Genomic DNA, 23,657 nt, shown 5'->3' with positions numbered 1-23,657 from the left:
GGCTAGCGTGGGAACGGTTCGATGAGCCGCTTGCGACGTTATCTGCCGCTGCTCGTCCTGATGAGCCCAGCCGCGCTCGTGCTCGGCGTGCTGGCGCTCTATCCGGTCGCGCGCGTGCTGATCGATTCGTTTTTCTCGGTCGATTACGCATCGGGGCATCGCTCGTTCATCGGGCTCGCCAACTATCGATCGGTCATTGCGGACGGCGAGTTCGGCACGAGCTTCGTCAATACGATCCAGTTCATGATCGTGGCCTCGCTCGCTGAAGTCCTGTTCGGACTCGCGCTCGCGCTGCTGTTCGTCCGCGCGTTTGCGGGCCGGCGCATCGCGTTGCCGCTTGCGGTGCTGCCGATGATGCTCTCGACGCTGGTTTGCTCCGCCATCTGGCGCAACTGGCTCAACTACCGAGGCTTTCTGAATGCGCTGCTCAAGGCGATAGATCTACCGGCGGTGCCCTGGCTATCCGATCCGCACCTCGCGCTGTGGTCACTGATGCTGGTCGATGTCTGGCAATGGACGCCGATGGCATTCCTGATCATTCTCGCGGGGCTACAGTCGATTCCGCCTGAAATCGCCGAGGCGGCACGCACCGACGGCGCGAACGAATGGCAGTGCCTGCGCTACATCACGCTTCCGCTCGTTGCACCGCACGTCGCTCTCGCGATGCTGCTGCGCTCGATCGATACCTTCAAGCTGTTCGACAAGGTGTACGCGTTGACGGGCGGCGGCCCGGGCAATGCCACGCAGACGCTGTCGACGTATATCTACGACACGGGTTTCCGCTTCTTCAACGTAGGACCCGCCAGCGCGGCTTCGGTATTGATGCTGGTCACGTGCGCGGTGCTGGTCTCGGGATACATATGGAAATCGGCAGTCAGGCGCGACCGTTGATGCCGCTCGCGCGCTTGCAGGGTTTCGCGCGACGCTCGTCCGGTGCCGCGGTGCGAGGTCTGTTGCGGGTCGTAGCGCTGGCGGTGTTGCTGCTGCCGTGCATATGGATGGCTGGCGCGGCCTTCACGCCGACGCTGGAACGCCTCGCCCATCCGCTTGCGTTGTGGCCTTCGGCGCCCACGTTCGAGCATTTCGCGGCGGTGTGGGAAAGCGGCATTGCCCAGTCGGTGCTGAACTCCGTGTGGGTCGCAGTGGGCGCCACGTTGCTCGCACTCGCGCTGGCTTTTCCGGCCGCCTATGCGCTCGCGCGACTGGCGTTTCCGGCGCGACTCGATCTGCTGTTCCTGATGCTCGTGCTGGCACTGAAGCTGATGCCGCCGATCACCGTGGCGGTACCGCTGTTTTCGCTGGCCAAGTGGCTCCATCTGCTCGATTCGCTGTTTGGGCTGGTACTCGCCTATCAGCTGTACGCGTTGCCGATGGCGATCTGGATGTTGCTGCCATTCGTCCGTGACGTGCCGATCGAATTCGAGGAGGCCGCGGCGCTCGACGGCGCGAACCTCGCGCAGCGCATCGTCTTCATCGTCGTGCCGCTGTGCGCGCCGGGTCTCGTTGCCACCGCGATCTTCGTGTTCATCATCGCGTGGAACGAGTTTCTGCTGGCGCTCTTGTTCGTCTCGTCACCGAGTCATTTCACCCTGCCGCTCACGATGGCGGGTTATGTGACCGAGAACGGCATCGACTGGGGCGAACTGATGAGCGCAGGGCTGATTTCGTCGGTGCCGACGCTTCTGCTCGCGGGCTATGTGCAGCGCTATCTGCTGCAGGGCTTTTCGGGCGGCTTGAAGTAACGGACTCCAACTCTGCGTCGACGTTGCAGCAGACGCTTTGCTTATCCAGAGGTTTTCTTGCGCCCTGCCCTGACCCATCCCAATGTTTCGCCCGCTGACTGGATGTCGGCCATCGATGGCAGCCGCTTGCTGTCTGCACTGACCTTGCCAGGCAGCCATGACACCTGCGCCTACACGGTCGATGACCGGCTCGCGCGCACGCAACATGCCACGCTCGACGATCAGTTGCACCATGGGGTGCGGGTTCTCGACATCCGCTGCCGTCATCAGCGCGATCGCTTTGCGATTCATCACGGCGGCATCTCGCTGGGTCTGAGTTTCGACGATGTGGTACGGACATGCGCTCAGTTTCTCGCGCGTCACCCCGGCGAATGCATCGTCATGTCGATCAAGGACGAATGGCCCGCGCGTGACTGCGCCCGCGCGTTCTCTGCGACCTTCGAATGGTATGTCGAACGACACGCGGATGTGCACTGGCACCTTGCCTCCGACCTGCCGCTGCTGGAGGCGGTACGCGGGAGCATCGTGCTACTGCGGCGCTTCGCGAATGAAAAGCCGCTCGGCATCGACCTGACGGCCTGGCCTGACAACGTAACGTTCGACATCGACGACCTGCCGGCGCCGTTCACCATCCAGGACGAATATCGCGTGCCGGTGCCGACATCGATCGCTTACAAGTGGCGCGCCATCGATTTGCTGTTGAACCGCACCCCCGGTGTGTGCGACGAGCGTTGGGTCATCAACTTTTGCAGCGGCACGGGGATGGCGGCGCCGCCGGTCGTCGTGGCGTGCGGCGATACACAGCATCGCGGTATTCACGAGCAGCTTGCCGAACGGCTCGCGGCTCGTCCGCAACCATGCGGCACCATGCTGCTCGACTTTTGCGACTGGCAGGATTGGCGCCTCGTTGATGCGTTGATCGATTGCAACTGGAGCCGATAACGCATCGCTGCGGGCATCACGTTGACCGCGAATCTCAGCGTGATTCCTTTGCTCGAGGTTGCCGCGGTGGCGGCCTCGATTCCGGTCCGCGCCTCGCCGGTTCACGCGTGCAGGCGTCTGGCGGCGTGACATAAGGAACGTCGTCGCGACAACACGCATAGATCGGAAATCCGTACGCGTTCGTACCGACGATGGTCGTTGGCCCGTGCAGCGGGCACACCGCCTTCATCGCGCCTCCTCGTAACTCATCGATCAATCGCTTCCATCTTACGCTCGCTCGCGACAGATGTTCTATGTGCGCCTGCATTGCCCTTTGCACCGCCTGGTCCCGCTCCCACCACCGACGCGCATTCGCCATCCGTGCCGCGCCGCACCCTCACGTACTGTGTCGGCGGACCGGCACCTCGTGCAGCGACTCTCCCGGGCGACAGCGGCGGTGCAAGGGAGCGTCGGTTGAATTGTCATTTCTTGCACAACATGCAATGATTCATCCCAATGCATGATCCTGTCATTCCGGCCATTTCTATGACATTTCGGGAATGCTCTGCGAGGCAGTCGAAGAGCCGACTCATGGGGGTCGCCGTTCCAGTCCGTTGTCCGGACGATCAAACAGCGCCTTGGCTCGACAGCCACCCCTCAAGGCGGAGCATTTGGTATCAGGGTATTTACCTAGTCCTTCTTCCCGAAAATTTAACATTTTGAAGTTAGAATGAACCCTCTAAAATCGATTGTTATGTCATCTGATGACAATTGAAATAGAGATCGAAGCGTCGGGTCGGCCGCACGACCTACCGTCGCGGGCCATGGCCGATTGAGCGGCTGTGACTCGATGAAGAAACACCATGTTGTATGTCGACTGACGAATACAGACATCAGAAGTGCGATCCGGGCACATTTTTGGCAGCGTTCATTTAGTCTTACTAATAATACTTTTGCTCCGGAATCTTCACCGACGATATTCCGCATACTGATTGCGGATATGGTCTCCGGGGCAGGCGGGTTCGAAATTCAATCCAGGAGAAGCAATGAAAGACCTTTCGTCCGAAGATTTGCTGAAATTCTGCCGAGCGAATCCGTCGACGTTCTTTTCGCCCGCCACCGAAGCGTTTGAAGGAACAGGGAAACTCGCCGGCCTGGACCGGCAGGCGGGGAGCACCGTTCGGGGCACCTGGAATCTTTGAGCAGTGCGCCGGCGCGGCATGTCGCCGCTAGCTGATGCACCAGCTCCATTCGCGCAATACCACAAGCCTATAAAAACCCGCGCAGTTCAATCAATGCGGAAGCCGTTCCTCCCGTGACGCTGGAGGCGGCCGCGCGTTGTGGCAAAGCAATGGCGGGTTGTGCGAGACGGCCATTGGGCGTTCACGATCCTCGCAGACATTTCGATCACGGATGGAAAGGATGACGAAACGAATCGTAGTAGTAACGGGCGGCATGGGCGGACTCGGAGAAGCGATCAGTACGAAACTGCACGACGCAGGGTATGCAGTGGTAGTCACGCACTCGCCGAGCAACACCGGTGCGGACAAATGGTTGGCTGACATGGAAGCTCAGGGTCGGAGCTTTCGCGCTTACCCGGTCGACGTGGCCGATTACGACTCATGCCAGCGTTGCGCGGACAAGATTCGGGCGGAAGTCGGCCCGGTCGACATCCTGATCAACAACGCAGGCATCACCCAGGACATGACCCTCAGGAAGATGGACAAGGTGAATTGGGATGCGGTCATCCGCACCAACCTCGACTCTGTCTTCAACATGACCAAGCCGCTGTGCGAAGAGATGGTCGCACGAGGCTGGGGGCGCATCGTCAATATCTCGTCCGTCAACGGCTCGAAAGGCTCGGTCGGCCAGACCAACTACGCCGCGGCCAAGGCCGGCATGCACGGCTTTACCAAGTCACTGGCGCTGGAAGTGGCGCGCAAAGGGGTCACGGTAAACACGATTTCGCCGGGCTACCTGGCCACCAAGATGGTCACCGCGATTCCGCAGGAGATCCTCGACACGAAGGTCCTGCCGCATATCCCGATGGGACGTCTCGGCAAGCCCGACGAAGTCGCGGCGCTCGTGCTCTATCTGTGCTCGGAAGATGCCGGCTTCGTGACCGGCTCCAATATCGCGATCAACGGCGGCCAGCACATGCAGTGACGCAACATACCGCGCCGGTACGTGCCGCAACACCGGACGAATCGGCGTGAACCATTCACGCAACACCCCTGTGCTTCCATGAGAGAGGAACGTGTCATGAGTGAGACCTGGATGGGCCTGATCATTGGGGGCACGGCCCTCAGCATCGCAATGCTCATGGTGATTGATCACTATCGCCGTGAGCGCAGAAGGGCAAGACTGCTACGACATCTGGATCATCATGAGTGGTGGCATCAACCGCACGGGCGAATGTAAGTGCGTCGACCGCGCCAATAAAAAATCAGATACATCGAGAGGGCTGAAGAATGACACCGGAAATCACCGGACAACAAAAGGCCACAGGCCATCAGATCACGGTTCGTACGAGGCGCGGCGGCATGAGGGTCGCCGCAGTGTGGCAGGTATTGATGCCGGTCGCCGATGCCATCGAGGACGTACGGATTACGAGCAACCGCAAACATGATGTCGAAGACATGACGATCGCGTTTGCAGACAGGTTCTCCGGATCGCTGCACACCGTTCTCAAGAAGTTCGAGACGATGCCGTGGGTGGCCGCCGCGGAGCTTTGCTGAACACCGAGGGCCGTGCCGCTTGCGATGGATCGCGTCGCTGCGAGGACCGGCGCGCGTTACGCTGCCTGGCTCGCCAGGCAGCTGACGGGCGCGCGCGCCTCACAGGGGTTGTATGGCACAAATGGACCAATTGAAGTCCGGGGTACACGGCCGGACCCAGCCGGTCACCACCTGAGAGAAGTGGATGAAAACAACAATCAAGAGAGGGCCCCCGGACAGGGAGAGTCCCTATACACCCCTGACCGCTGGCGAGGCAATTTCGCATCTGGAACGGATCCTGTCCCACGATGGCGTGGATTCGTTGTTCAGCCGGACCTACTGGCGCGCGCGCGTCCAGCAGGTGAGCGCTACTCAAGGACTGACTCCGCAGCAGCAGGCAAGGCTGGTGAAGCTGCTCGAGTCGCTGCATCCCCCGGTCCCAAGCGAGGAAGCGTGCTAGTCACTCCTCGACGCGGACGTACGTCGTCCGCGTCGATCAGAGCTGATCGTCGACATCCAGCAGCCGATCCTCCACATGCAGATCTTCGGCGCACTCTCCCTGCAAGCTCAGTTCCCTGCCTTCCGCTCGGAGGTGATCGCGGACCATCCGGCACAGGCGTTCGCGCACGAGGATACGTTGTGCCGTATCCATCTGCGCGTATCGCTGAATCTGCGAAGCCGAAAAGTGCAGTGTCAACACGCACCGCGCATCCAGCGTCGTGTCGCCATGTGACTCGATCACCCAGGAAGCCTGGATGAGGAAGTTGCGGCCGTCGTCGTAACCGCTGATCGCGGGCGCTTTCGGCGACTCGAATAGCGTGGAAAGAGCCAGTTCGATTTCTTCGATGCGCTGATTCAGATCGATGTCTTTCATAGAAAGTCCTCCTTGTGGTCGAGGCCCCGCCCCCCGCCTGCAGGCGAGCAAAAACCGTGTCCGGCCGTCGCTGTCTGTCCAGTGCTTCGACTGGAGCCGGACTCGCAATCCTGTTGCCGCTCATCAGGCAATATGTGCCGATGAAACCGGTCAGCAGATATTCACGAGCGTAAGGAGCGATTCGCAAGCTTCATACAGCGACGAAACGACGCTGCCGCGCACATATCGCCGGTTCAAATCGCACTTCAGTTCTTTAAACAGAAGCCGACATAAGGAATAGGCCGAACAACCGGTCAAGCCCAGGTCGACGAATCGGGCCGCACCATCGACGAAGTCGTGCCGCGGTGCGTCGCCTGACCGACCTGATGGGCGAGATTACCGCTGCGTCCCGTGAGCAGCATCAGGGCATCGAGCAGGTCAATCAGGCGATCGTGCAGATGGACAAGGTCACCCAACAGAACGCCGCGCTGGTCGAGCAGGCTGCCGCCGCGGCGAGCTCGCTCCAGGAGCAATCAGGCACGCTGGTGCAACAGGTAGCAGTATTCGCCGTCGACTGAGGTCGGCACGCTTTCAAGGGTTGCGATTTTCTTCCAGGGTCATCGAATCTGTTTATCGCGCCCGACGCGAGACCAGGCCAGGCAAGGCCAGGATGCGTCACTCGCGACGTCCGTCGACTCCTGCCGGGAAGAAGCTCCGCGCAACGTAGATCATCGCCGCGCGCGGGCGGGCCCGGCAATGCGCGATGGATGCAGAACAATGCGTATGTGGTTAACCCGCTCTTTCAACCCGTGGTGCGCGTGCTTATTGTGCTGGGTGCGAACGGCAAGCGGGCAGGCTTAAAACTTCAAGCCGCATGCCGTTATTGGTTGGATCGGGAAGTCGACGGCGGACGCAGTCAGCGCAGCTTCGCCATCCCCTACCATCGCACACGCGCGCAAGACGGCGCACAACGGCTTCTGCGGCGCGGGGGCGACCGCCACATCGGCGAGTCGAAAAGCGCACGCAGAAGCGAACAGATACCTGCACCGCCGGCATGGCCGGACGGGTTCGCAGCCGAGCGGGCCACAATCGAGAGGCCTCCGTAGAGGGGACAAAAGATGTTCGGATGCAAGCTGATCGACGTCAACGCATTATCCGCCCGACCCGCCCGAGCGCCGGTCCAGCGGCACGCGCGCCGATCCAATGACGGCCACGTCCATCCCGTGCCCACGCCCCACGACAAGACACAGTGCGGTCATTAGCCACTAGCAGGCTCACCGCCGCATTTCATGACCGCCGCCACTCCCAACCGATCAGTCAATCCCTCGGCTTCGGGTGTGCAAACCGTTACGCCGGACCCCGCTCACAGCGCTCGCCCAGCAATGAACAAGGGGTCCGATTTTCAACGTTGTTTACGTGGTTCGTTAGCAAGGAAATCGAATGCAAAACAAAAAGCGCACTTTGCTTAAGGCCGCCGCCGCACTCGTGCTGGCAGGTTCGAGCGTGGTCGCCCATGCGGACGATGTGGTCAAGGTCGGGCTCATCGTTCCGATGAGCGGACCGTTCGCGTCCACGGGTCGTCAGGTCGACGCGGCGGTCAAGCTGTATATGGCCCAGCATGGCGACACGGTCGCGGGCAAGAAAATCCAGGTCTTCCTGAAGGACGACACCGACGTCCCGGATACCACCAAGCGCCTCGCACAGGAGCTGATCGTCAAGGATCACGTGTCGGTGCTGGCCGGCTTCGGGCTCACGCCGCTGGCGCTCGCCGCCGCGCCGCTCGCGACCCAGGCGAAGGTGCCGATGATCGTGATGAACGCGGCCACCGCGATGATCACCGAGCAGTCGCCTTACATCGTGCGCTCGGGCTTCACGCTGCCGCAGAACACGTTGGGCATCGCGCGTTGGGCGCCGAAGAACGGCATCAAGAAGGTGGTCACGCTGGTCGCCGACTACGGTCCCGGCATCGACGCGCAGAACTCCTTCAAGAAGGTCTTTGAATCGGAAGGCGGCAGCGTCGTCGAGCAACTGCGCGTGCCGGTCGCCAATCCGGACTTTTCGCCGTTCCTGCAGAAGGTCGCCGACCTGAAGCCTGACGCGCTGTTCATCTTCGTGCCATCGGGTGCCGGCACCGCGTTCATGAAGCAGTTCGCCGAGCGCGGCCTGAGCAAGCAGGGCATCAAACTGATCGGTACCGGCGACGTGGTGGATGACGACATCCTGAACGCCATGGGTGACGTGGCGCTGGGCGCGGTGACATCGATGCACTACTCGGCCGCTCTCGACAATCCCGAGAACCGCGCCTACGTGGCCGCCTTCGAAAAAGCCAACCCCGGCATGCGCCCGAACTTCCACAGCGTCGGCGCCTATGACGGCATGCACCTGATCTACGCGGCGCTGCAAGCCACCAAGGGCGACACCAACGGCGACAAGCTGCTGGCAGCCATGAAGGGCCAGAAATGGAACAGCCCCCGCGGCCCGGTGGAACTCGATCCGCAGACGCGTGAAATGGTCCAGAACGTGTACATCACCCGGACGGAACGCGTGAATGGCCAGCTGTTCAACGTGTCGTTCGACAAGGTCGACGCCGTCAAGGATCCGGCCAAGATCAAATAAGCTCGCGAAAGCGGGGCACGCCGTATCCGGATGATTCGATTTGCCCGCCGCGCCCCTCGCACTGCCAGGGGCGCGGCGTTTCGGCGGTAAAAACTCATGCTAACCATTCTCTTCGACGGTATTGCCTACGGCATGCTTCTGTTCGTGCTGGCGAGCGGTCTGGCCATCACGCTGGGATTGATGAACTTCGTCAATCTCGCTCACGGCGCCTTCGCCATGGTGGGCGGCTACGCCACCGTGCTCGCGATGTCGCGTCTGGGCATCCCTTTCCTGTGCGCCTTGCCGATTGCGTTCGTCGCGTCCGCGGTGCTTGGCGGCATTCTCGAACGCACGCTGTATAAGCACGTGTACGGGCAGTCCGAACTCAATCAGGTGCTGTTTACGATCGGCCTGACCTTCATGGCCATCGCGACGGTCGACTACTTCATGGGCTCGACCCAGCAGTTCCTGAACCTGCCGCAATGGCTGCAGGGCCGCACGGTGTTCGCCGGCATCGGCATCGGTTACTACCGGTTGTTCGTGATCCTGGTCTGCGTGGTACTCGTCGTCGCGCTCCAACTGATCCTGACCAAAACCCGTTTTGGCAGCCGCCTGCGCGCATCGGTGGATGATCCGCGCGCGGCGAGCGGCCTCGGCATCAACATCAACTTCGTGTTTCTGACCACCTTCGCGTTCGGCTCGGGCCTCGCCGGCCTCGGCGGCGCGCTCGGCGCAAACATGCTCGGCCTCGATCCGATCTTTCCGCTCAAGTTCATGATCTATTTCCTGGTCGTGGTCGCGGTGGGCGGCACGACCTCGCTGACCGGTCCGCTGCTGGCTTCGCTGCTGCTCGGCATCGCGGACGTGGCGGGCAAGTACTACATCCCCGATCTGGGGGCATTCATCATCTACGGCGTCATGATCATCACCCTGATGTGGCGACCACAGGGTCTATTCGTCAGGGCGGGGGGCAAATGACGTCGGCAACTTCTAGCGAAATGCGTGCATCGACGATCGTGCCCGAAGTCCGCAGCATGGGCAGGCAGTGGTCGCGCTGGCGCCCAGTGGAAATCATCTTCTGGATCGTGGCGCTGGGCATCTGCGTGACGCCGCTCAATAACTTCCTGCTGCTCAACGAGATGGCGATCCTCGCGTTGTTCGCGGTATCGCTGGACCTGATCCTCGGCTATACCGGCATCGTGTCGCTGGGCCATGCGGCCTTTTTCGGTCTCGGTGCTTATTCGGCTGCGTTGCTGGCCAAGTACTTCAATGTCGATCCGCTGCTGGGCATGCTGCTCTCGTGCGGAGCGGCGGTGCTGGCGGGCCTCGTCACCAGCGTGCTGGTGATGCGCGGTTCGGACCTCACGCGCCTGATGGTGACGCTCGGCGTGGCCTCGATCCTGCACGAACTGGCCAACAAGCTCGGCTGGCTCACCGGCGGGGCCGACGGCATGACTGGCGTGCCGATGGTGCCGCTCTTTGGTCACATCGAGTTCGATCTGTTCGGCAAGGTGGCCTACACCTATTCGATCGTCACGCTGTTCGTGCTGTTCGTGATCGCGCGCGCGGTGGTCAAGTCGCCGTTCGGCATGTCGCTACAGGTGATCCGCCAGAATCCGCTTCGCGCGGCGGCCATGGGCGTGCCGGTCAACCTGCGCCGAACTGCCGTCTACACGTTGAGCGCGGCCTACGCGGGCGTGGCCGGCGCTCTGCTCGCGCAGACCACCGGCTTCGCGTCGCTCGACGTGCTCGACTTCCACCGCTCGGCCGACGTGCTGCTGATGCTGATGATCGGCGGCGCGGGTTATCTGTATGGCGGTATCATCGGCGCGGTCGTATTCAGGTTCATGCAGGACCGGCTGGCGGACATCACGCCGCAATACTGGCAGTTCTGGATCGGCTTGCTGCTGGTGATCATCGTGATCGTCGGTCACGAGCGGCTCGTGCGTCCGTGGACGTGGTTCCGTCGCAGCGGGAGCAAAGCATGACGATCGCACTGCAAACATTCAATCTGATCAAGCGCTTCGGCGGCCTCGTCGCCACCAATGACGTGTCGATCGCGGTCGAGAAAGGCGCCCGCCAGGCGCTGATCGGCCCCAACGGCGCCGGCAAGACGACGCTGATCAATCAGCTGACGGGCGTGCTGTCGCCGACTTCGGGCCGCATCGAGCTCGAAGGCTACGACATCACGTCGCTGTCCGTGCACAAGCGGGCTCGCGCCGGGCTCGTCCGCACGTTCCAGATCAATCAGCTTTTCAAGCACATGACGCCGGCCGAATCGCTGTCCGTCGCGATCTCCGAGCGCGACGGCCTGGGCGCACGCTTCTGGCGTGCGCTCGGCCAGCGCGGCGAAATCATGGACGAGGTCGCTTCGCTGCTCGAACAGTGCAAGTTGCTCGACGTGATGAGTCGCGAAACGCGCGTGCTGCCTTACGGCAAGCAGCGCCTGCTCGAAATCGCGCTGGCGCTGGCGGCAAAGCCGCGCGTGCTGCTGCTGGACGAGCCGGTGGCCGGCGTTCCCGACGGCGAACGCCGCGAGATTCTCAATACGGTCGCCGCATTGCCCGACGATGTGACCATTCTGCTGATCGAGCACGACATGGACCTCGTGTTCAGCTTTGCCAACCGCATCTCTGTGCTGGTGAGCGGCGGTCTGCTTACCGAGGGCGCATGCGCGGACATCGCCCGCGATCCTCGCGTGAAGGCCGTGTATCTGGGCGAGGAGCTGGTTGGAGGTGAATATGTCTGAATTGCTGAAGCTGGAAGGAGTCGTAGCGGGCTACGGCGAAGCCAGGATCCTGACGGGCATCGATCTGGCCTTGGATCACGGCCAGGCTCTCGCGCTGCTTGGCCGCAACGGCACGGGTAAAACCACGCTGATCAACAGCATCGTCGGTCACACGCGTCGCTTTAGCGGGCGGATCTGGCTCGATGGCAAGGACGTCACCGCATTCAAGCCGCACCAGCGCGCGCTGGCCGGCATCGGCTGGGTGCCGCAGGAACGCAATATCTTCAAGTCGTTGACGGTCGAAGAGAACCTGACCGCGATCGCGGTGTCCGGTCCCTGGGACCTGGCGCGCATCTACAGGATGTTCCCGCGCCTGGAGGAGCGCCGCGCCAATATGGGCAACCAGCTTTCCGGCGGCGAGCAGCAGATGCTGGCAATCGGCCGCGCGCTGATGCTCAATCCCAGGGTGCTGCTGCTCGACGAACCGCTCGAAGGCCTCGCGCCGATCATCGTGCAGGACTTGATGCGCATCCTGTCGGAGATCATCCGCGACGAAGGCCTGTCGGTGATTCTGGTCGAGCAGAACGCGCGCAAGGCGCTGAGCATTACGCACAACGCCGTGGTGCTGGAGCGCGGCTCGGTGATTCATTCGAGCACGGCGGCCGAGCTGCTGGCCCAGGATCACAAGATCGATACCTTGCTGGCCGTGTCTCAACACTGAGCGGCGCGCGATGCGTGGCCGGGCTACGCGACGAAGGTCGTGACCGCCCGGTTGAACGCATCCGGTCTCGCGACATTCATCCCATGCGACGCACCGTCGATCGTTTCGCGTTCGGCAAACTCGATCCACTGTTCGAGCTTGTCGACCGTATTGCGGAACATGCGGGGACTTCTTTGGCCGTCGATCAACAACGTACGGCACTTGATATCGCGCGCGGCTTCCGGCGTATAGGCCGGAAGCGGATCGAGCAACTGCTTCGGCAGCGTGAGCGCGTTGTCGAGCGCCATGCGACGAAAGCTCTCCGGGCTTTTGTTCCAGTACCCCGGCATGCTCACGGAGTCGACGAACATCGACAAGCCGGCGTCGTACTCGCCCCGTTCGATCAGTTCCGCGACCCGGGCACGCAACACGTTGGTCGCCGGCGGCATGAACGCGGGCTGACCCCGCGGTTCGGTTTGCAGCGGGCCACCGGGATCGGCTAGCGTCAGCGTTTTCACGAGGCGCGGATAGGCGCGCGCGAGATGGAAAGCCACGCACCCACCCCGGGAGTGACCGACCAGATGAACCGGAGCCAGGTCGAGCGCCGTGATGAATCCGGCCATTTCCTCGACGTGCGCCTCCCAGCTGAAGTCGCCGTGTCCAAACGCATCGATCTCGGGCCAGTAATGGCTCAAGCTCGGCGCGAAGCAGCGAAACCGGCCAGACAGCGAAGCCATCTGGGCATCCCAGTAGCGATAGTCGCAAAGCGAGCCGTGCACGAACACCATCGGCTCGCCGCTCCCGGACTCGACATACGGTATGGCAACACTCGATGCGGTGGTCACGAACGATGGCGCGGACGCGCCATAGGCTGAGGCCAGGATCGATGGGCTGGTACGTGCATTCATCAAAGGGCTCCTTTGGCGACACTATCGATGGTGTGCTGGCAAAAGAAAATCGCATAATATTGATGGAATCGATCTATTTTTCTGATACGAACCATCATGGCAACGGAAATGAAAGCGCTCGATCTGGACGTGCTGTCGATGATCATCGCGGTGGCGGACGCCGGCACGATCAGTCGCGCGGCGCAGGTCGTGCATCGCTCGCAATCGGCGGTGAGCATGCAGATCAAGACGCTCGAGACGGCGCTCGGCAAGGCGCTGTTCGTGCGCAAGCCTCGCAGCGTCGTGCCGACGCAGGACGGCGAAATGCTGTTGACCTACGCGCGACGGATGATCGCGCTGCGCGATGAAGCGTGGGCAGCGGTGGTTCGGCCCGACGTGACCGGGCGCGTGGTGATCGGCGTGCCGGACGACTATGCGACGTCACTGTTCCCGCCGATCCTCAAGAAATTTTCGGCGACCTATCCGAAGGTGGAGATTCAGGTGGTGGGGCTGCCAAGCGTCGCGCTCGAGCCGATGTTGAAGGACGGCACGGTCGATCTCGTCTGCGCGACGCGCGTGAAAGGATTGCACGGCGAGTTCCTGCGTCACGAACCGATGGTGTGGGCCGCCGCCCCGGGCGCGACCGATATCTGGCGCGAAAGGCCCTTGCCCATCGCCGTGTTTTTGCCCGGCAGCGTCGCGCGCGAGAAGGCCATCCGGAGCCTCGAGCGTGCGCGCATCACGTATCGAACGTCGTATGAGAGTCCGAGTCTCCTGGGTCTGCTGACGATGGCCGAGGCCGGACTCGCGGTGACCCCTTTGGCCAAGTGCGCGGTACCGGCTCACTTCTCACTGCTGGGGGCCGCGAATGGCCTGCCGGAAATCGGCACGCTCGAAGTCGTGCTGGCGCGAAGCGCGGCTTCGAAGCGACCTGTGTGCGATTTTCTCGCGGAGCACATTCTCGCCGACCTGAAGAATTAACCCGGAAGACGTCAGGAAGACTCCTCCGCGCCGGCTCGGCACGACGCACACATCCACCACGCAGCCTTCGGCGCAGCGACGGTTTCCGCAACCCCGCGCCACCAGCGATCACCGCGATGCACCGCAGTCAGATCGAGCCGCTCGCCCATGCGCGGTGTCGACAGCGCGACGCCGCGCGCGAGCGCCAGCCCCGTCACCCTCTCGAACGGCTCCTGCCAGCGATGCATCGCGAGGTCGAAGGTGCCGTTATGAATCGGCACGAGCCAGCGGCCGCGCAGGTCGATATGCGCCTGCACGGTTTCTTCGGGCTGCATGTGGACGTATGGCCACATCGCGTCGTACGCGCCGGTCTCGATCAACGTGACGTCGAATGGTCCGAGGCGCTCGCCGATCGCGCTGAAACCATCGAAGTAGGCGGTGTCGCCGCTGAAGAACACGCGCAAATCGTTATCGACGATCACCCAGGACGCCCACAACGTGCGGTTGCCATCGAACAGGCTGCGCCCCGAGAAGTGCTGCGCCGGCGTCGCGGTGAACTCGATGCCCTCGACCACCGTGCCCTGCCACCAGTCGAACTGGCGGACCTTCGCCGCGTCGATACCCCATTCGATGAGCCGGTCGCCGACCCCGAGCGGCGTCAAGAACACCTCGGTACGCTGCGCCAGGATCAGGACGGTCTCGCGGTCCAGATGGTCGTAGTGATCGTGCGACAGGATCACGCCATGCAGCGGCGGCAAATCCTCGAGCGAGATCGGCGGCGCATGAAAGCGCTTCGGACCGAGATTGCTGAACGGCGACGCCCGCTCGGCGAAGACGGGATCGGTCAGCCAGAACTTGCCGCGCAACTTCAGCAGCATCGTCGAGTGACCGAGCCGGTACAGGCTGCGATCGGGCGCCGCCTCGAGTTGCGCGCGTGTCAGCGTTTCGACGGGCAACGCGTCGGCCGGCACGGTGCCGCGCGGCTTGTTGAACAGCACCGTCCACGCGAGCCCGAGCGTTTTGCGCAGGCTTTGCGCCGGACGCGGCTTGACGTTGCGAAAGCGCTCGCCGTCATGCTGCGGCGACAGGCCGAACTTCGCGCGGCTGCGTTGCGCGGCGTTCACACCGAGCATTTGGCGGACATAGGCGGGAAGCGACGTCATGAAGTTGACCTTTCGAAGAAAATGTACACCCGGCAGTGTAGTTTATTTTCAAGAAAAGTAAACTGACCAGTGTAAAATTAGGGGATGGAATCGCCTGCCCGCACCCAACGTCTGACTGACCGAAAGCGCGTCGCGATCGTCACCGCCGCGATCGAGGAATTCCTCGCGGCCGGATACGACGCAACCAGCATGGACCGCATCGCCACCCGCGCGAGCGTCTCGAAGCGCACGGTCTATAACCATTTCCCGAGCAAGGAAGCACTTTTCGCGGCGATTCTCCAGCAACTGTGGGACGCGAGCCACGATGGCGATGCGCCCTGCTACCGCGCCGATCGACCGTTGCGCGCGCAGTTGCTCGATCTGCTGGAGCGCAAGCTGAAGCTGCTTAACGACGAGTCTTTCTTGTCGCTGGCACGGGTGGCGATCGCGGCTGGCATCCATTCGCCGGAGCGCGCGCGCGATATGGTCGCACGCATGGGGGAGCGCGAGGAGGATCTGACCGCGTGGGTCCGGGCGGCTGCCGCAGACGACCGCATCAAGACCGAGGACCCCGTTTTCGCCGCACTGCAGTTGCAGGGGCTCGTGAAGGCTTTTGCCTTCTGGCCGCAAGTGGCGATGGGTCAAGTGCCGCTCGATGCCAGCGAGCAGAAGCGGATCGCGCAAGCGGCGGCGGATATGTTTCTCGCGCGTTATGCGTGAGTCGGTTTGTCAGGTTAGGTTTGCTTTGGCTCTGCCCGTATAAGCAAGAAGTTCTTTGCTCGAGGGCCGCCGCACGCGTAGCGAACTTCCGCGAAGCCGCACTTCAAGAGCGAACTCTTCCTTTTTCGCAAACGTTTGCCTCCGGGTATCAAGTCTCAGCTTCCGAAGCCGAAAACGCGTACATCGCCTCGAAACTTTGGAGACCCGATGTGACGCGCGTTGTGCTCTTACTTGCCGTAATGTTCATAACAGGCTGCGCACAAGTGCAGCAGCCCACTACGGCTCAAGCCGAGAAACCTGCGGTGTCGAACGTGATCATGAAGTTCGACATTCCCGCCGATGCACTCGGCGCGCGCGATCCGCAACTGGCTACGGTGCTCGCCAAGGCAGGCGCGCTCGCCGCCGCGCAGAAGCGGCCCACGGTGATCCGCGTGACGGCGCTGGGCCAGGACTTCAAGTACATCAACGAGGCGATCTGGCGGGGCGTGCCGCAGCAGGGGCTCAAACCCGCGCTCGAAAACCTGACGACCGGCGCGAACCAGACGTACAGCGTGTCGATCCAGCCGCTACGTGCGGGGAGCTGACACGATGCGCCTGATCGCTTTCGCCGCGGCATCGCTATGCTTGAGTTCGGCCGCGTGGGCGGGCCAGCCCGCCGCCAGCGCGCCCGCAACCGCCGCCCCCCCTGCCACCCTGGCCTCCGCGGACAAGGTCTACCCGCCGCTGCCCACGCTCGCGATGCTGCCGCCCTCCACCGGCGACGATGACGACCTCCCCGCGCCGCGCTCGACGTCGCGCAACAAGAAGAAGACGCAAAAGCGCGATTGCCACTGCGCGATGCCGACGCCGCGCCTCGTCGTCTCCGATGAATCGCGCGCCTATCTGAAAGACATCGAGCAGCAGCTCGATTCCGCGCTGGCGCAGTAAACCAGGACCCGGAGCCCCGACCCATGGACCAGCCCAAGACCAACGCCTTCCGCCCTTTGCGATCGTGGGCCATCTGCGCCTGGGCGGCGCTGGTGGTCCTCGGCAGTTCGTCCGCGCACGCCGCGCCGAGCGCCGATGATTGCTTCGACAAGGCTGGCGCTTACCAGGGCGTCAATCCGCACGTGCTGCGCGCCGTGGCATGGCGCGAATCGAAAGGCGACGCGACCGCCATCAACCGCAATGCCAACGGGTCGATCGACGTGGGCCAGTTGCAGATCAATTCGATCCACTTTCCGGAACTGGCGAGCCAGGGCATTCCGCACCGCGCGCTCGCCGACCCATGCGTGAATATCTTCGTGGCCGCCTGGCTGCTCAAGCAGAAGATGGTGCGCTACGGCAACACATGGCGCGCGATCGGCGCGTATCACTCGGAATCGCCGCGCGAGCGCGACAGCTACGCGCGCAGCATTCAGGCGATTCTCGTTGGCTGGGGGCTGTTGCAGCCGGAGCGATGAGGTTCAGGCGCGGGCGCGGCGGGTCGTTGCCAGCGCACCGCGCTCCGCTAACTCCCCGCTGATGCAAGCTCCATCCGCTTGCGCTGCAGGAACCAGCGCACGGCCGGGTCACGCTCGAGACCGACCGCCAGATCGTACGCACTGAGGGCTTGTGCCGTCGCGCCGGCACGCGCGAGCAGATTGGCGCGCGCAGCCCAGTAGGGCTGGTAGTCGGTGAGCCTCGGATCGTCCGCATAAGGCGCCAGCGCATCGAGCGCCGCCAGCGGGCCGTCACGCTCCGCCACCGCGAGGGCGCGGTTCACTGCGACTACCGGCGACGCCGCAATCGAAAGCAGCCCATCGTAGAGCTGCACGATCTCGTCCCAGTTCGGGCGCCCCGTCCGGCAGCGATCCACATGCGCCGATTGCAGCGCGGCCTCGAGCTGAAAGCGGCCGATTGCGTTGAACGCGTTCGCGCGCCGCAGCAGTGCGTTCGCCGTTTCGATCATCGGCGCGTTCCAGGTTGCAGGGTCTTGTGCCGACAGCGGCACGTAGTCGCCAGCCGCATCGCGTCGCGCATCACGCCGGGCCTGTGCAAACAGCATCAGCGCGAGCAGGCCCAGCGTCTCCGGTTCTTCCGGAAGCAGCTCGACGAGCAGTTGCGCGAGATACAGCGCCTCGTCGGCGAGCTCGCGCCGCTCGGTGTCGCCGCCGATCGGGTCCGTCCACCCTTCCGCGTACGCCGCATAGACCGCTTCGAGCACCGCGTCGAGCCGGCCGGGCAGCTCCTCGCGCTCGGGCACGCTGAACGGAATGCCCGCTTCGCGGATCTTGGTCTTCGCCCGCACGAGGCGCTTGCTCATCGCGGCGGGCGACATCAGGAACGCCGACGCAATCGTCTTCGCTTCCAGCCCCAACACCACTTGCAGCATCAGCGGCGTGCGAATCGGGGCCTCGAGCGCAGGGTGCGTGCACGCGAACAGCAGCGCCAGCCGCCGGTCGGGCAACGCGTCTGTCGAGCACTCGTCGATTTCGTCGGCGAGAATCAGCAGCTGGTTCGCCACGTCGTCGCCGACCTGGCGATGACGCGCGCCGTCGATCGCCCGGCGGCGCGCAACCGTCATCAGCCACGCTTCAGGACTCGCCGGACAGCCGTGCTCCGGCCAGTCCGCGAGCGCCGCCGCAAATGCGTCGGCGAGCGCGTCCTCGGCCGCGGCGACGTCGCGCGTGCGCATTGCCAGCAGCGCGACGAGCTTGCCGTAGCTGCGGCGAGCGACCGCCTCGGCGATCGACCGCGCGACGCCGTCATCGCCTCGGGCGTCGCGGGACGAGCTCATGCAGACGGCGCTTCGTACGGAGCGGTCCAGACCGGGCGCACCTCCATCACGCCGTGCGCCGCGCCGGGACAGCGCGACGCCCACGTCATCGCCGCGTCGAGGTTAGGCACGTCGATCAGGTAGTAGCCGGCGAGTTGCTCCTTCGAATCGGAAAACGGGCCATCGAGCACCTGCGGCTTGCCGTCGACGAGCCGCACCGTGGTGGCCGTGTTCGAGTGCTGCAGCCGGTTGGCGCCCACCAGAGCGCCCGATTTCTTCAACGATTCGGTGTACGCGTGATAGGCGGCAACGCCTTGCTGCCGCTCGCTGTCGGTCATCTTGTTCCAGCTGTTTTCTTCCGAGTAGATCATCAACAGGTATTCCATTTGAGCCTCCGTCATGGGGTTGAGGCGGATGAATTGCATCGGCCGCCATCACAATGACGCGCAGGCCGCATGCTGATGGACAACGTGCATCAAATAATCGCGCATCGGCGCCCGCAGCCACGCTGCGGTGGGAAAAAACGACTGGATTGCAGCCCGTTCGACCGTGTTTCGTGAAACATTGTCGGGCGCTCGACGCGCGTTGTCGACTCGGGATTAGCTTGCGGCGCAGCGATGTGGAACCGCTGTCCCTTGCCGTTCGATCATCACGGATTGAGCGTATTCCTGCATGCATCGTCGCGTTCGACAATCCGAGGATCAGGCGGCACTGAAACGACCAGCGCGCAGCGCGCCAACCGGGCGATCTCCGCCAGGGCATCAGGCCGGCCCGGTCCGTCTGCGATGTCGCGGATCAGGTGAAGCACCGTATGCAAGCGCGGTATCTCATGCATCATGAACGCATGTCGCATGACATTGCCACTCCGATTCGTCTCGCCTGTTTGATTCACGCAGTTCTCCCTGTTGACGGACCTCGGCCGGGTATCGATCCTTGGTGGACAGTTCAATCAGAACCGATGCCGGATTCCCGCGCCAATGAGCAGCTGGTTACCGCCGGATGACGGCTCCGCGCTGTTGATCACTGCCGGCGCGTCCGTCGAGGCCCGCTGGTAGACCGTCTCGACGTATGTATCGGTACGCCTCGATAGCAGGTAAGCCGCCTGCAGGCCGGCCTGGTGCCAGTGCTGGTTCGAACCGTTCGTATAGTTGTACATGCCGGCAAGCGACAGCGTCGGCATCAGCTGATATTGCGCGTTGACCTCGTAGTTGTTGAACTGCGCCGAAGGAGCAGGGTTGCCGGTGTCCGCATCGACCAGACCGCTGAATGTGGAGCGCGACCAGGCTGCTCCGAGCGTAAGGTCGCCGATCGCGTAGTTCGCCCCCGCACCATATGTATTCTGCGTCTGCGCGAACGCGTCAAACGTGCGGCGAGCACCGCCTGGCACAATGACCGCATCGTATGCACCGGTGCTGGTGGCGCCACGCCCGCTCGCATGCAGCCACGCTGCCCCGGCGTTGAACGGACCATTCTGGTAGCTGATGCCCAGGCTATACGCGCGGTTGTTTGCGAACCGACCGGCAGCATTCGATAGTGAGTACATACCGCCAACGGTCAAACCGCCGAATGACGGGCTCGTGTACTTCACCGAGTTGCGTGCCAAGTACGAGTTGTTGGCGTTGTCGTTGTCGAACGGATGAGCGAACGCGGTGCCGCCCGCTCCGCCCGTCAGTGTTACCGGAGCGAAGAAGTCGTGGACCGAATCGTACTGATGGCCGAGCGTTACCGTCCCCCACGCGTCGCTGCTCAGCCCGACGTAGGACGGGTGATCATCGAATTGCTCCCCTGTCGTGATCGAGAAGCCGCGTTCGAGCATAAAAATGGCCTTGTTGCCGCCGCCGAGATCTTCGCTGCCCTGGAGTGCCCAGAAGCTGCCGTCGATTAGACCGCTCGTTGCCTTGTACTGCGCATGACCGCCCACGTTGTTCAGCCATGCGAGGCCAGTGTCGAGTTCACCGTACATCGTCACGCTGCTCTGGGCTTGTGCGTTGGTTGTCAAAGCCGCAAGCGCCATTGCGCCAGCTGTGAAACCGTCCAGGACTGCTTTTGTTGTTGTCGACATGCAACCATCTTCCTGAAAGTTGTGAATGGAACGGGCGGGCAGGCGGGTGCCGCCGCGCCCTGCATCAACCGCTGACGCGCCCGGACGTCAGCGGAATCGCCGTGTCAGTACCACCGGCCATAGCGCCGGATATAGACGGTCTTGACGAGTTGGGTAAGCAGCATGTAGCTGGCGATGGTCGCGACGAGCCATCCCCAGTAGCGGTGATCCAGCGCCTGGAAGCCAAGCGCCGATGCGAATGGCGAGAACGGCAGCCAGCAGCCAACGAGAATCGCAATGGTCGTCGACAGCGTGACCGGCAGTGCTGCCATGCTCTGCAGGAACGGAATCCGATGCGTGCGCAGCATGTGCACGACCAGCGTCTGCGACACGAGGCCTTCGATGAACCAGCCGGAATTCATGATGATCTGGCCGCCGCCATCGGCGTGATAAGCGGCGCCGGCGCCGAACACCGTCCACATCAGCCAAAAGGTCGTGATGTCGAATACGGACGACGTCGGCCCGAGCCAGATCATGAAACGTTTGATGTTGCCGGCATCCCACTTGCGGGGCTTCCTGAGGAACTCCGGGTCCATCCTGTCCCAGGGCAGGAACATTTGCGACAGGTCGTAGATCAGGTTCTGGACCAGCAGTTGCATTGCGAGCATCGGCTCCCATGGCAGGAACGCACTCGCCACCAGCAACGAGAACACATTGCCGAAGTTCGAGCTGGCAGTCATGTTCAGGTACTTGAGGATATTGCCGAACGTTTCCCGGCCCTTGATGACGCCTTCTTCGAGCACCATCAGGCTCTTTTCGAGCAGGATGATGTCGGCGGTTTCCTTGGCGATGTCGGTGCCCGTGTCGACCGAAATGCCCACGTCCGCGTCGCGCAGCGCGGGCGCGTCGTTGATGCCGTCGCCGAGGAAGCCCACCGTATGGTCGTTGGTCTGCAAAGCCTTGACCACGCGGGCCTTCTGCAACGGCGTGAGCTTCGCGAAGACTGTCGTGCACTCGACCGCCGCACAGAGTTCGTCGTCGTTCATCTGCTCGACGTCGCGCCCAAGCACCGGGATGCCGGGATCAAGGCCGACGTCCCGGCAGACCTTCGCCGTCACGATCGGGTTGTCGCCCGTGAGCACCTTGATCGTCACGCCATGTTCGTTCAGCGCGCGGATCGCTTGTGCCGCCGAGTCCTTCGGTGGATCGAAAAAGGTCAGGAAACCGCGAACCACGAGGCGCTCTTCGTCGGCGTTCCGGTACTGCGGTTTCGCTTCGGCTCGCGAGATTTCGCGCGTGGCGACGACCAGTACCCGGTAGCCTTCCGCGTTGTATTCCTGCGATCTGGCAATCATCGCACTGCGCGCGGCCTCGTCGAGCTCGCAAACGACATCGCCCTGCTGCACCTGCGTGCAGGCTGCAAGCATCTCCTCCACTGCGCCTTTGGACACCATCAGTTGGCTGCCGTCGGCGCGCTCGACGACCACGGACAGACGTCGGCGCACGAAGTCGAACGGCAGTTCGTCGACCTTCGCGAAGTGGGCCTGCGTGGGTGGCACGCCGGCCGCCTCCGCATGGCTCACGATCGCAATGTCCATCAGATTCTTCTGCCCGCTTTGATGGAAGCTGTTGAGCCATGCCAGCTCGAGGATATGGTCGTCGCGGCGGCCCTCGATGTCCAGATGATGTTCGAGGATGATCCGGTCCTGCGTGAGAGTGCCGGTCTTGTCGGTGCACAACACGTCCATCGCGCCGAAGTTCTGGACAGAGTTCAGGCGCTTGACCACCACCTTGCGTCGTGCCATAGCCACAGCGCCTTTCGCAAGATTCGCCGAAACGATCATCGGCAGCATTTCCGGCGTAAGGCCAACTGCGACGGCAAGCGCGAACGTCAGAGCGGAAAGCCAGTCACCTTTGAGCAGCCCATTGATCAGGAATACGACGGGCACCATGACGAGCATGAAGCGGATCAGTAGCCACGAAACGCTGTTCACGCCGCGATCGAAGCTCGTTTCAATCCGCTTCCGGCTAGTCACGTTCTTCGCGAGTGCGCCGAAGTAAGTATCGGCACCGGTCGCGACGACAACTGCCGTTGCCGTGCCGCTGACCACATTGGTGCCCATGAAACAGACGTTCGCCAGTTCGAGCGGATCGGCCGGGCCCGCATCGGCGACATCGGCCGACTTCTGCATCACGGCGCCGAGCGTGTCGTACTTCTCGACCGGCAGTGCTTCGCCCGTAAGCGCGGCCTGGCTGATGAACAGATCGCGCGACTTGATGAGGCGAATATCGGCGGGAATCATGTCGCCCGCTTGCAGCGTAACGATATCGCCGACCACGAGATTGGACATCGGAATCTCGCGCTTCACCGACTTCCCGGCCTTCGACGCACGGCGCACGACGGTAGCCGTGGTCCGCACCATCGACTTGAGCCGTTCCGCTGCCTTGTTCGACCGGTATTCCTGGAAGAAGCGCAGCAGGCTGCTCACCGTGACCATCGTGAGCAGGATGCTCACGCCGGTCCAGTCGCGATCTCCTGCCGCGGCAAAGTAAACGTCTGTGCAATAGCTGATGCCGGCGAGCACGAGCAGCACGATCACAAACGGGTTGTAGAAAGCATGCAGCACCTGGATCAGCGCGTGTGGCGGCTTGTCGTGCGCGACCTCGTTCGGACCCGTGCTGCGCAGGCGCTGTTCGGCATCGGCGTCGACCAGGCCGTCAACGGAGCTTTGCGTATGCAGCAAGGTGGCTTCGATGCTGTTTCCGGCTTCGCTGGCAATCTGCGCGGAAATCCTGTTGCGATCCCCGGACGAGGATCCACTTAGAAATCCCTTCTGTCTGAGACGAGATTCGTGATGATGCGAGGGTTGTTTTTGCATGGATTATCCCGGGCAGGGGCGAGCGCTAGCCGACC

26 protein-coding genes and 1 pseudogene are annotated in these 23,657 nt (G+C 62.8%); 19 read left to right on the top strand and 8 right to left on the bottom strand.

Annotated elements, in window-relative coordinates; all coding sequences use genetic code 11:
* Positions 1-21 precede the first annotated feature (21 nt).
* The 7 genes from AB3X96_RS36615 to AB3X96_RS36585 all read left to right on the top strand — a co-directional run bounded on the left by AB3X96_RS36615 (position 22) and on the right by AB3X96_RS36585 (position 5,840).
* Positions 22-891 (top strand): carbohydrate ABC transporter permease, encoded by an 870-nt coding sequence (locus tag AB3X96_RS36615; RefSeq protein WP_368593547.1) that lies wholly within the window; start codon positions 22-24, stop codon positions 889-891.
* Complete coding sequence (locus AB3X96_RS36610) at positions 891-1,742, top strand: carbohydrate ABC transporter permease (RefSeq protein ID WP_368593583.1); 852 nt, start codon at positions 891-893, stop codon at positions 1,740-1,742. The genes AB3X96_RS36615 and AB3X96_RS36610 overlap by 1 nt, the downstream gene beginning before the upstream one ends.
* 102 nt (positions 1,743-1,844) lie before the next feature.
* Positions 1,845-2,684, top strand: a complete 840-nt coding sequence (locus AB3X96_RS36605) for a phosphatidylinositol-specific phospholipase C (RefSeq protein ID WP_368593546.1) — start codon at positions 1,845-1,847, stop codon at positions 2,682-2,684.
* Positions 2,685-3,709: 1,025 nt separating this feature from the next.
* Positions 3,710-3,865 carry a hypothetical protein gene (locus tag AB3X96_RS36600; protein WP_368593545.1) on the top strand — a complete coding sequence of 52 codons (156 nt, stop codon included), beginning with the start codon at positions 3,710-3,712 and terminating at the stop codon, positions 3,863-3,865.
* 220 nt (positions 3,866-4,085) lie between these two features.
* Positions 4,086-4,829 carry an acetoacetyl-CoA reductase gene (gene phbB / locus AB3X96_RS36595; RefSeq protein ID WP_176378279.1) on the top strand — a complete coding sequence of 248 codons (744 nt, stop codon included), beginning with the start codon at positions 4,086-4,088 and terminating at the stop codon, positions 4,827-4,829.
* A gap of 305 nt (positions 4,830-5,134) precedes the next feature.
* Positions 5,135-5,401, top strand: coding sequence for a hypothetical protein (locus tag AB3X96_RS36590; protein WP_176111277.1), 267 nt, complete (start codon positions 5,135-5,137; stop codon positions 5,399-5,401).
* Between the two features lie 184 nt (positions 5,402-5,585).
* Complete coding sequence (locus AB3X96_RS36585) at positions 5,586-5,840, top strand: hypothetical protein (RefSeq protein WP_368593544.1); 255 nt, start codon at positions 5,586-5,588, stop codon at positions 5,838-5,840.
* 36 nt (positions 5,841-5,876) lie between these two features.
* Here AB3X96_RS36585 and AB3X96_RS36580 read toward each other — a convergent pair whose 3' ends face one another.
* Complete coding sequence (locus AB3X96_RS36580; protein ID WP_368593543.1) at positions 5,877-6,254, bottom strand: DUF3022 domain-containing protein; 378 nt, start codon at positions 6,252-6,254, stop codon at positions 5,877-5,879.
* Positions 6,255-6,545: 291 nt separating this feature from the next.
* On the opposite strand from AB3X96_RS36580, the pseudogene AB3X96_RS36575 reads away from it, so the two are divergent.
* The 7 genes and pseudogenes from AB3X96_RS36575 to AB3X96_RS36545 all read left to right on the top strand — a co-directional run.
* Positions 6,546-6,811, top strand: a pseudogene (locus AB3X96_RS36575) (methyl-accepting chemotaxis protein); the annotation flags it as partial.
* 189 nt (positions 6,812-7,000) lie between these two features.
* Positions 7,001-7,339, top strand: coding sequence for a hypothetical protein (locus AB3X96_RS36570; RefSeq protein WP_368593542.1), 339 nt, complete (start codon positions 7,001-7,003; stop codon positions 7,337-7,339).
* Between the two features lie 334 nt (positions 7,340-7,673).
* Positions 7,674-8,849: an ABC transporter substrate-binding protein gene (locus AB3X96_RS36565; protein WP_368593541.1), complete on the top strand. Its 1,176-nt coding sequence runs from the start codon at positions 7,674-7,676 to the stop codon at positions 8,847-8,849.
* A gap of 96 nt (positions 8,850-8,945) precedes the next feature.
* Positions 8,946-9,806, top strand: a complete 861-nt coding sequence (locus tag AB3X96_RS36560) for a branched-chain amino acid ABC transporter permease (protein ID WP_368593540.1) — start codon at positions 8,946-8,948, stop codon at positions 9,804-9,806.
* Positions 9,807-9,826: 20 nt separating this feature from the next.
* Positions 9,827-10,816 (top strand): branched-chain amino acid ABC transporter permease, encoded by a 990-nt coding sequence (locus tag AB3X96_RS36555; RefSeq protein WP_368593582.1) that lies wholly within the window; start codon positions 9,827-9,829, stop codon positions 10,814-10,816.
* Positions 10,813-11,577 (top strand): ABC transporter ATP-binding protein, encoded by a 765-nt coding sequence (locus tag AB3X96_RS36550; RefSeq protein WP_368593539.1) that lies wholly within the window; start codon positions 10,813-10,815, stop codon positions 11,575-11,577. Before AB3X96_RS36555 ends, AB3X96_RS36550 begins: the two co-directional genes overlap by 4 nt.
* Entirely contained in the window at positions 11,570-12,277 is a 708-nt protein-coding gene (locus tag AB3X96_RS36545; RefSeq protein ID WP_368593538.1) for an ABC transporter ATP-binding protein, read from the top strand. The genes AB3X96_RS36550 and AB3X96_RS36545 overlap by 8 nt, the downstream gene beginning before the upstream one ends.
* Positions 12,278-12,300: 23 nt before the next feature.
* On the opposite strand, the gene AB3X96_RS36540 is transcribed toward AB3X96_RS36545, so the two are convergent.
* On the bottom strand, positions 12,301-13,164 hold the full coding sequence (locus tag AB3X96_RS36540) for an alpha/beta fold hydrolase (RefSeq protein ID WP_176111283.1): 864 nt from the start codon (positions 13,162-13,164) through the stop codon (positions 12,301-12,303).
* A gap of 108 nt (positions 13,165-13,272) precedes the next feature.
* Between AB3X96_RS36540 and AB3X96_RS36535 the strand changes: the two genes are divergently transcribed.
* On the top strand, positions 13,273-14,124 hold the full coding sequence (locus AB3X96_RS36535; protein WP_368593581.1) for a LysR substrate-binding domain-containing protein: 852 nt from the start codon (positions 13,273-13,275) through the stop codon (positions 14,122-14,124).
* Positions 14,125-14,135: 11 nt separating this feature from the next.
* Here AB3X96_RS36535 and AB3X96_RS36530 read toward each other — a convergent pair whose 3' ends face one another.
* Positions 14,136-15,266 (bottom strand): MBL fold metallo-hydrolase, encoded by a 1,131-nt coding sequence (locus AB3X96_RS36530; protein ID WP_368593537.1) that lies wholly within the window; start codon positions 15,264-15,266, stop codon positions 14,136-14,138.
* A gap of 84 nt (positions 15,267-15,350) precedes the next feature.
* Here AB3X96_RS36530 and AB3X96_RS36525 point away from each other — a divergent pair, with 84 nt between their 5' ends.
* The 4 genes from AB3X96_RS36525 to AB3X96_RS36510 all read left to right on the top strand — a co-directional run bounded on the left by AB3X96_RS36525 (position 15,351) and on the right by AB3X96_RS36510 (position 17,407).
* Positions 15,351-15,965 carry a TetR/AcrR family transcriptional regulator gene (locus AB3X96_RS36525; RefSeq protein WP_368593536.1) on the top strand — a complete coding sequence of 205 codons (615 nt, stop codon included), beginning with the start codon at positions 15,351-15,353 and terminating at the stop codon, positions 15,963-15,965.
* 239 nt (positions 15,966-16,204) lie between these two features.
* On the top strand, positions 16,205-16,549 hold the full coding sequence (locus AB3X96_RS36520; RefSeq protein WP_152851402.1) for a hypothetical protein: 345 nt from the start codon (positions 16,205-16,207) through the stop codon (positions 16,547-16,549).
* Positions 16,550-16,553: 4 nt separating this feature from the next.
* Positions 16,554-16,892, top strand: coding sequence for a hypothetical protein (locus AB3X96_RS36515; RefSeq protein ID WP_368593535.1), 339 nt, complete (start codon positions 16,554-16,556; stop codon positions 16,890-16,892).
* 23 nt (positions 16,893-16,915) lie between these two features.
* Entirely contained in the window at positions 16,916-17,407 is a 492-nt protein-coding gene (locus tag AB3X96_RS36510; protein ID WP_368593534.1) for a lytic transglycosylase domain-containing protein, read from the top strand.
* A 47-nt stretch (positions 17,408-17,454) separates the two neighbouring features.
* Here AB3X96_RS36510 and AB3X96_RS36505 read toward each other — a convergent pair whose 3' ends face one another.
* From AB3X96_RS36505 to mgtA, 5 genes are all read right to left on the bottom strand, one after another.
* Positions 17,455-18,723 (bottom strand): RNA polymerase sigma factor, encoded by a 1,269-nt coding sequence (locus tag AB3X96_RS36505; protein ID WP_368593533.1) that lies wholly within the window; start codon positions 18,721-18,723, stop codon positions 17,455-17,457.
* Positions 18,720-19,088, bottom strand: a complete 369-nt coding sequence (locus AB3X96_RS36500) for a YciI family protein (RefSeq protein WP_176111289.1) — start codon at positions 19,086-19,088, stop codon at positions 18,720-18,722. Before AB3X96_RS36500 ends, AB3X96_RS36505 begins: the two co-directional genes overlap by 4 nt.
* A 263-nt stretch (positions 19,089-19,351) precedes the next feature.
* Positions 19,352-19,594, bottom strand: a complete 243-nt coding sequence (locus AB3X96_RS36495) for a hypothetical protein (protein WP_368593532.1) — start codon at positions 19,592-19,594, stop codon at positions 19,352-19,354.
* Between the two features lie 57 nt (positions 19,595-19,651).
* Complete coding sequence (locus AB3X96_RS36490; protein ID WP_368593580.1) at positions 19,652-20,716, bottom strand: porin; 1,065 nt, start codon at positions 20,714-20,716, stop codon at positions 19,652-19,654.
* 152 nt (positions 20,717-20,868) lie between these two features.
* On the bottom strand, positions 20,869-23,622 hold the full coding sequence (gene mgtA / locus AB3X96_RS36485) for a magnesium-translocating P-type ATPase (RefSeq protein ID WP_368593531.1): 2,754 nt from the start codon (positions 23,620-23,622) through the stop codon (positions 20,869-20,871).
* Between the last annotated feature and the right edge of the window lie 35 nt (positions 23,623-23,657).

It is taken from the genome of Paraburkholderia sp. BR13439 (assembly GCF_040948805.1).
GTDB classification, from domain to species: Bacteria; Pseudomonadota; Gammaproteobacteria; order Burkholderiales; family Burkholderiaceae; genus Paraburkholderia; species Paraburkholderia youngii.
This window is presented reverse-complemented; position numbering and strand designations above follow the sequence as displayed.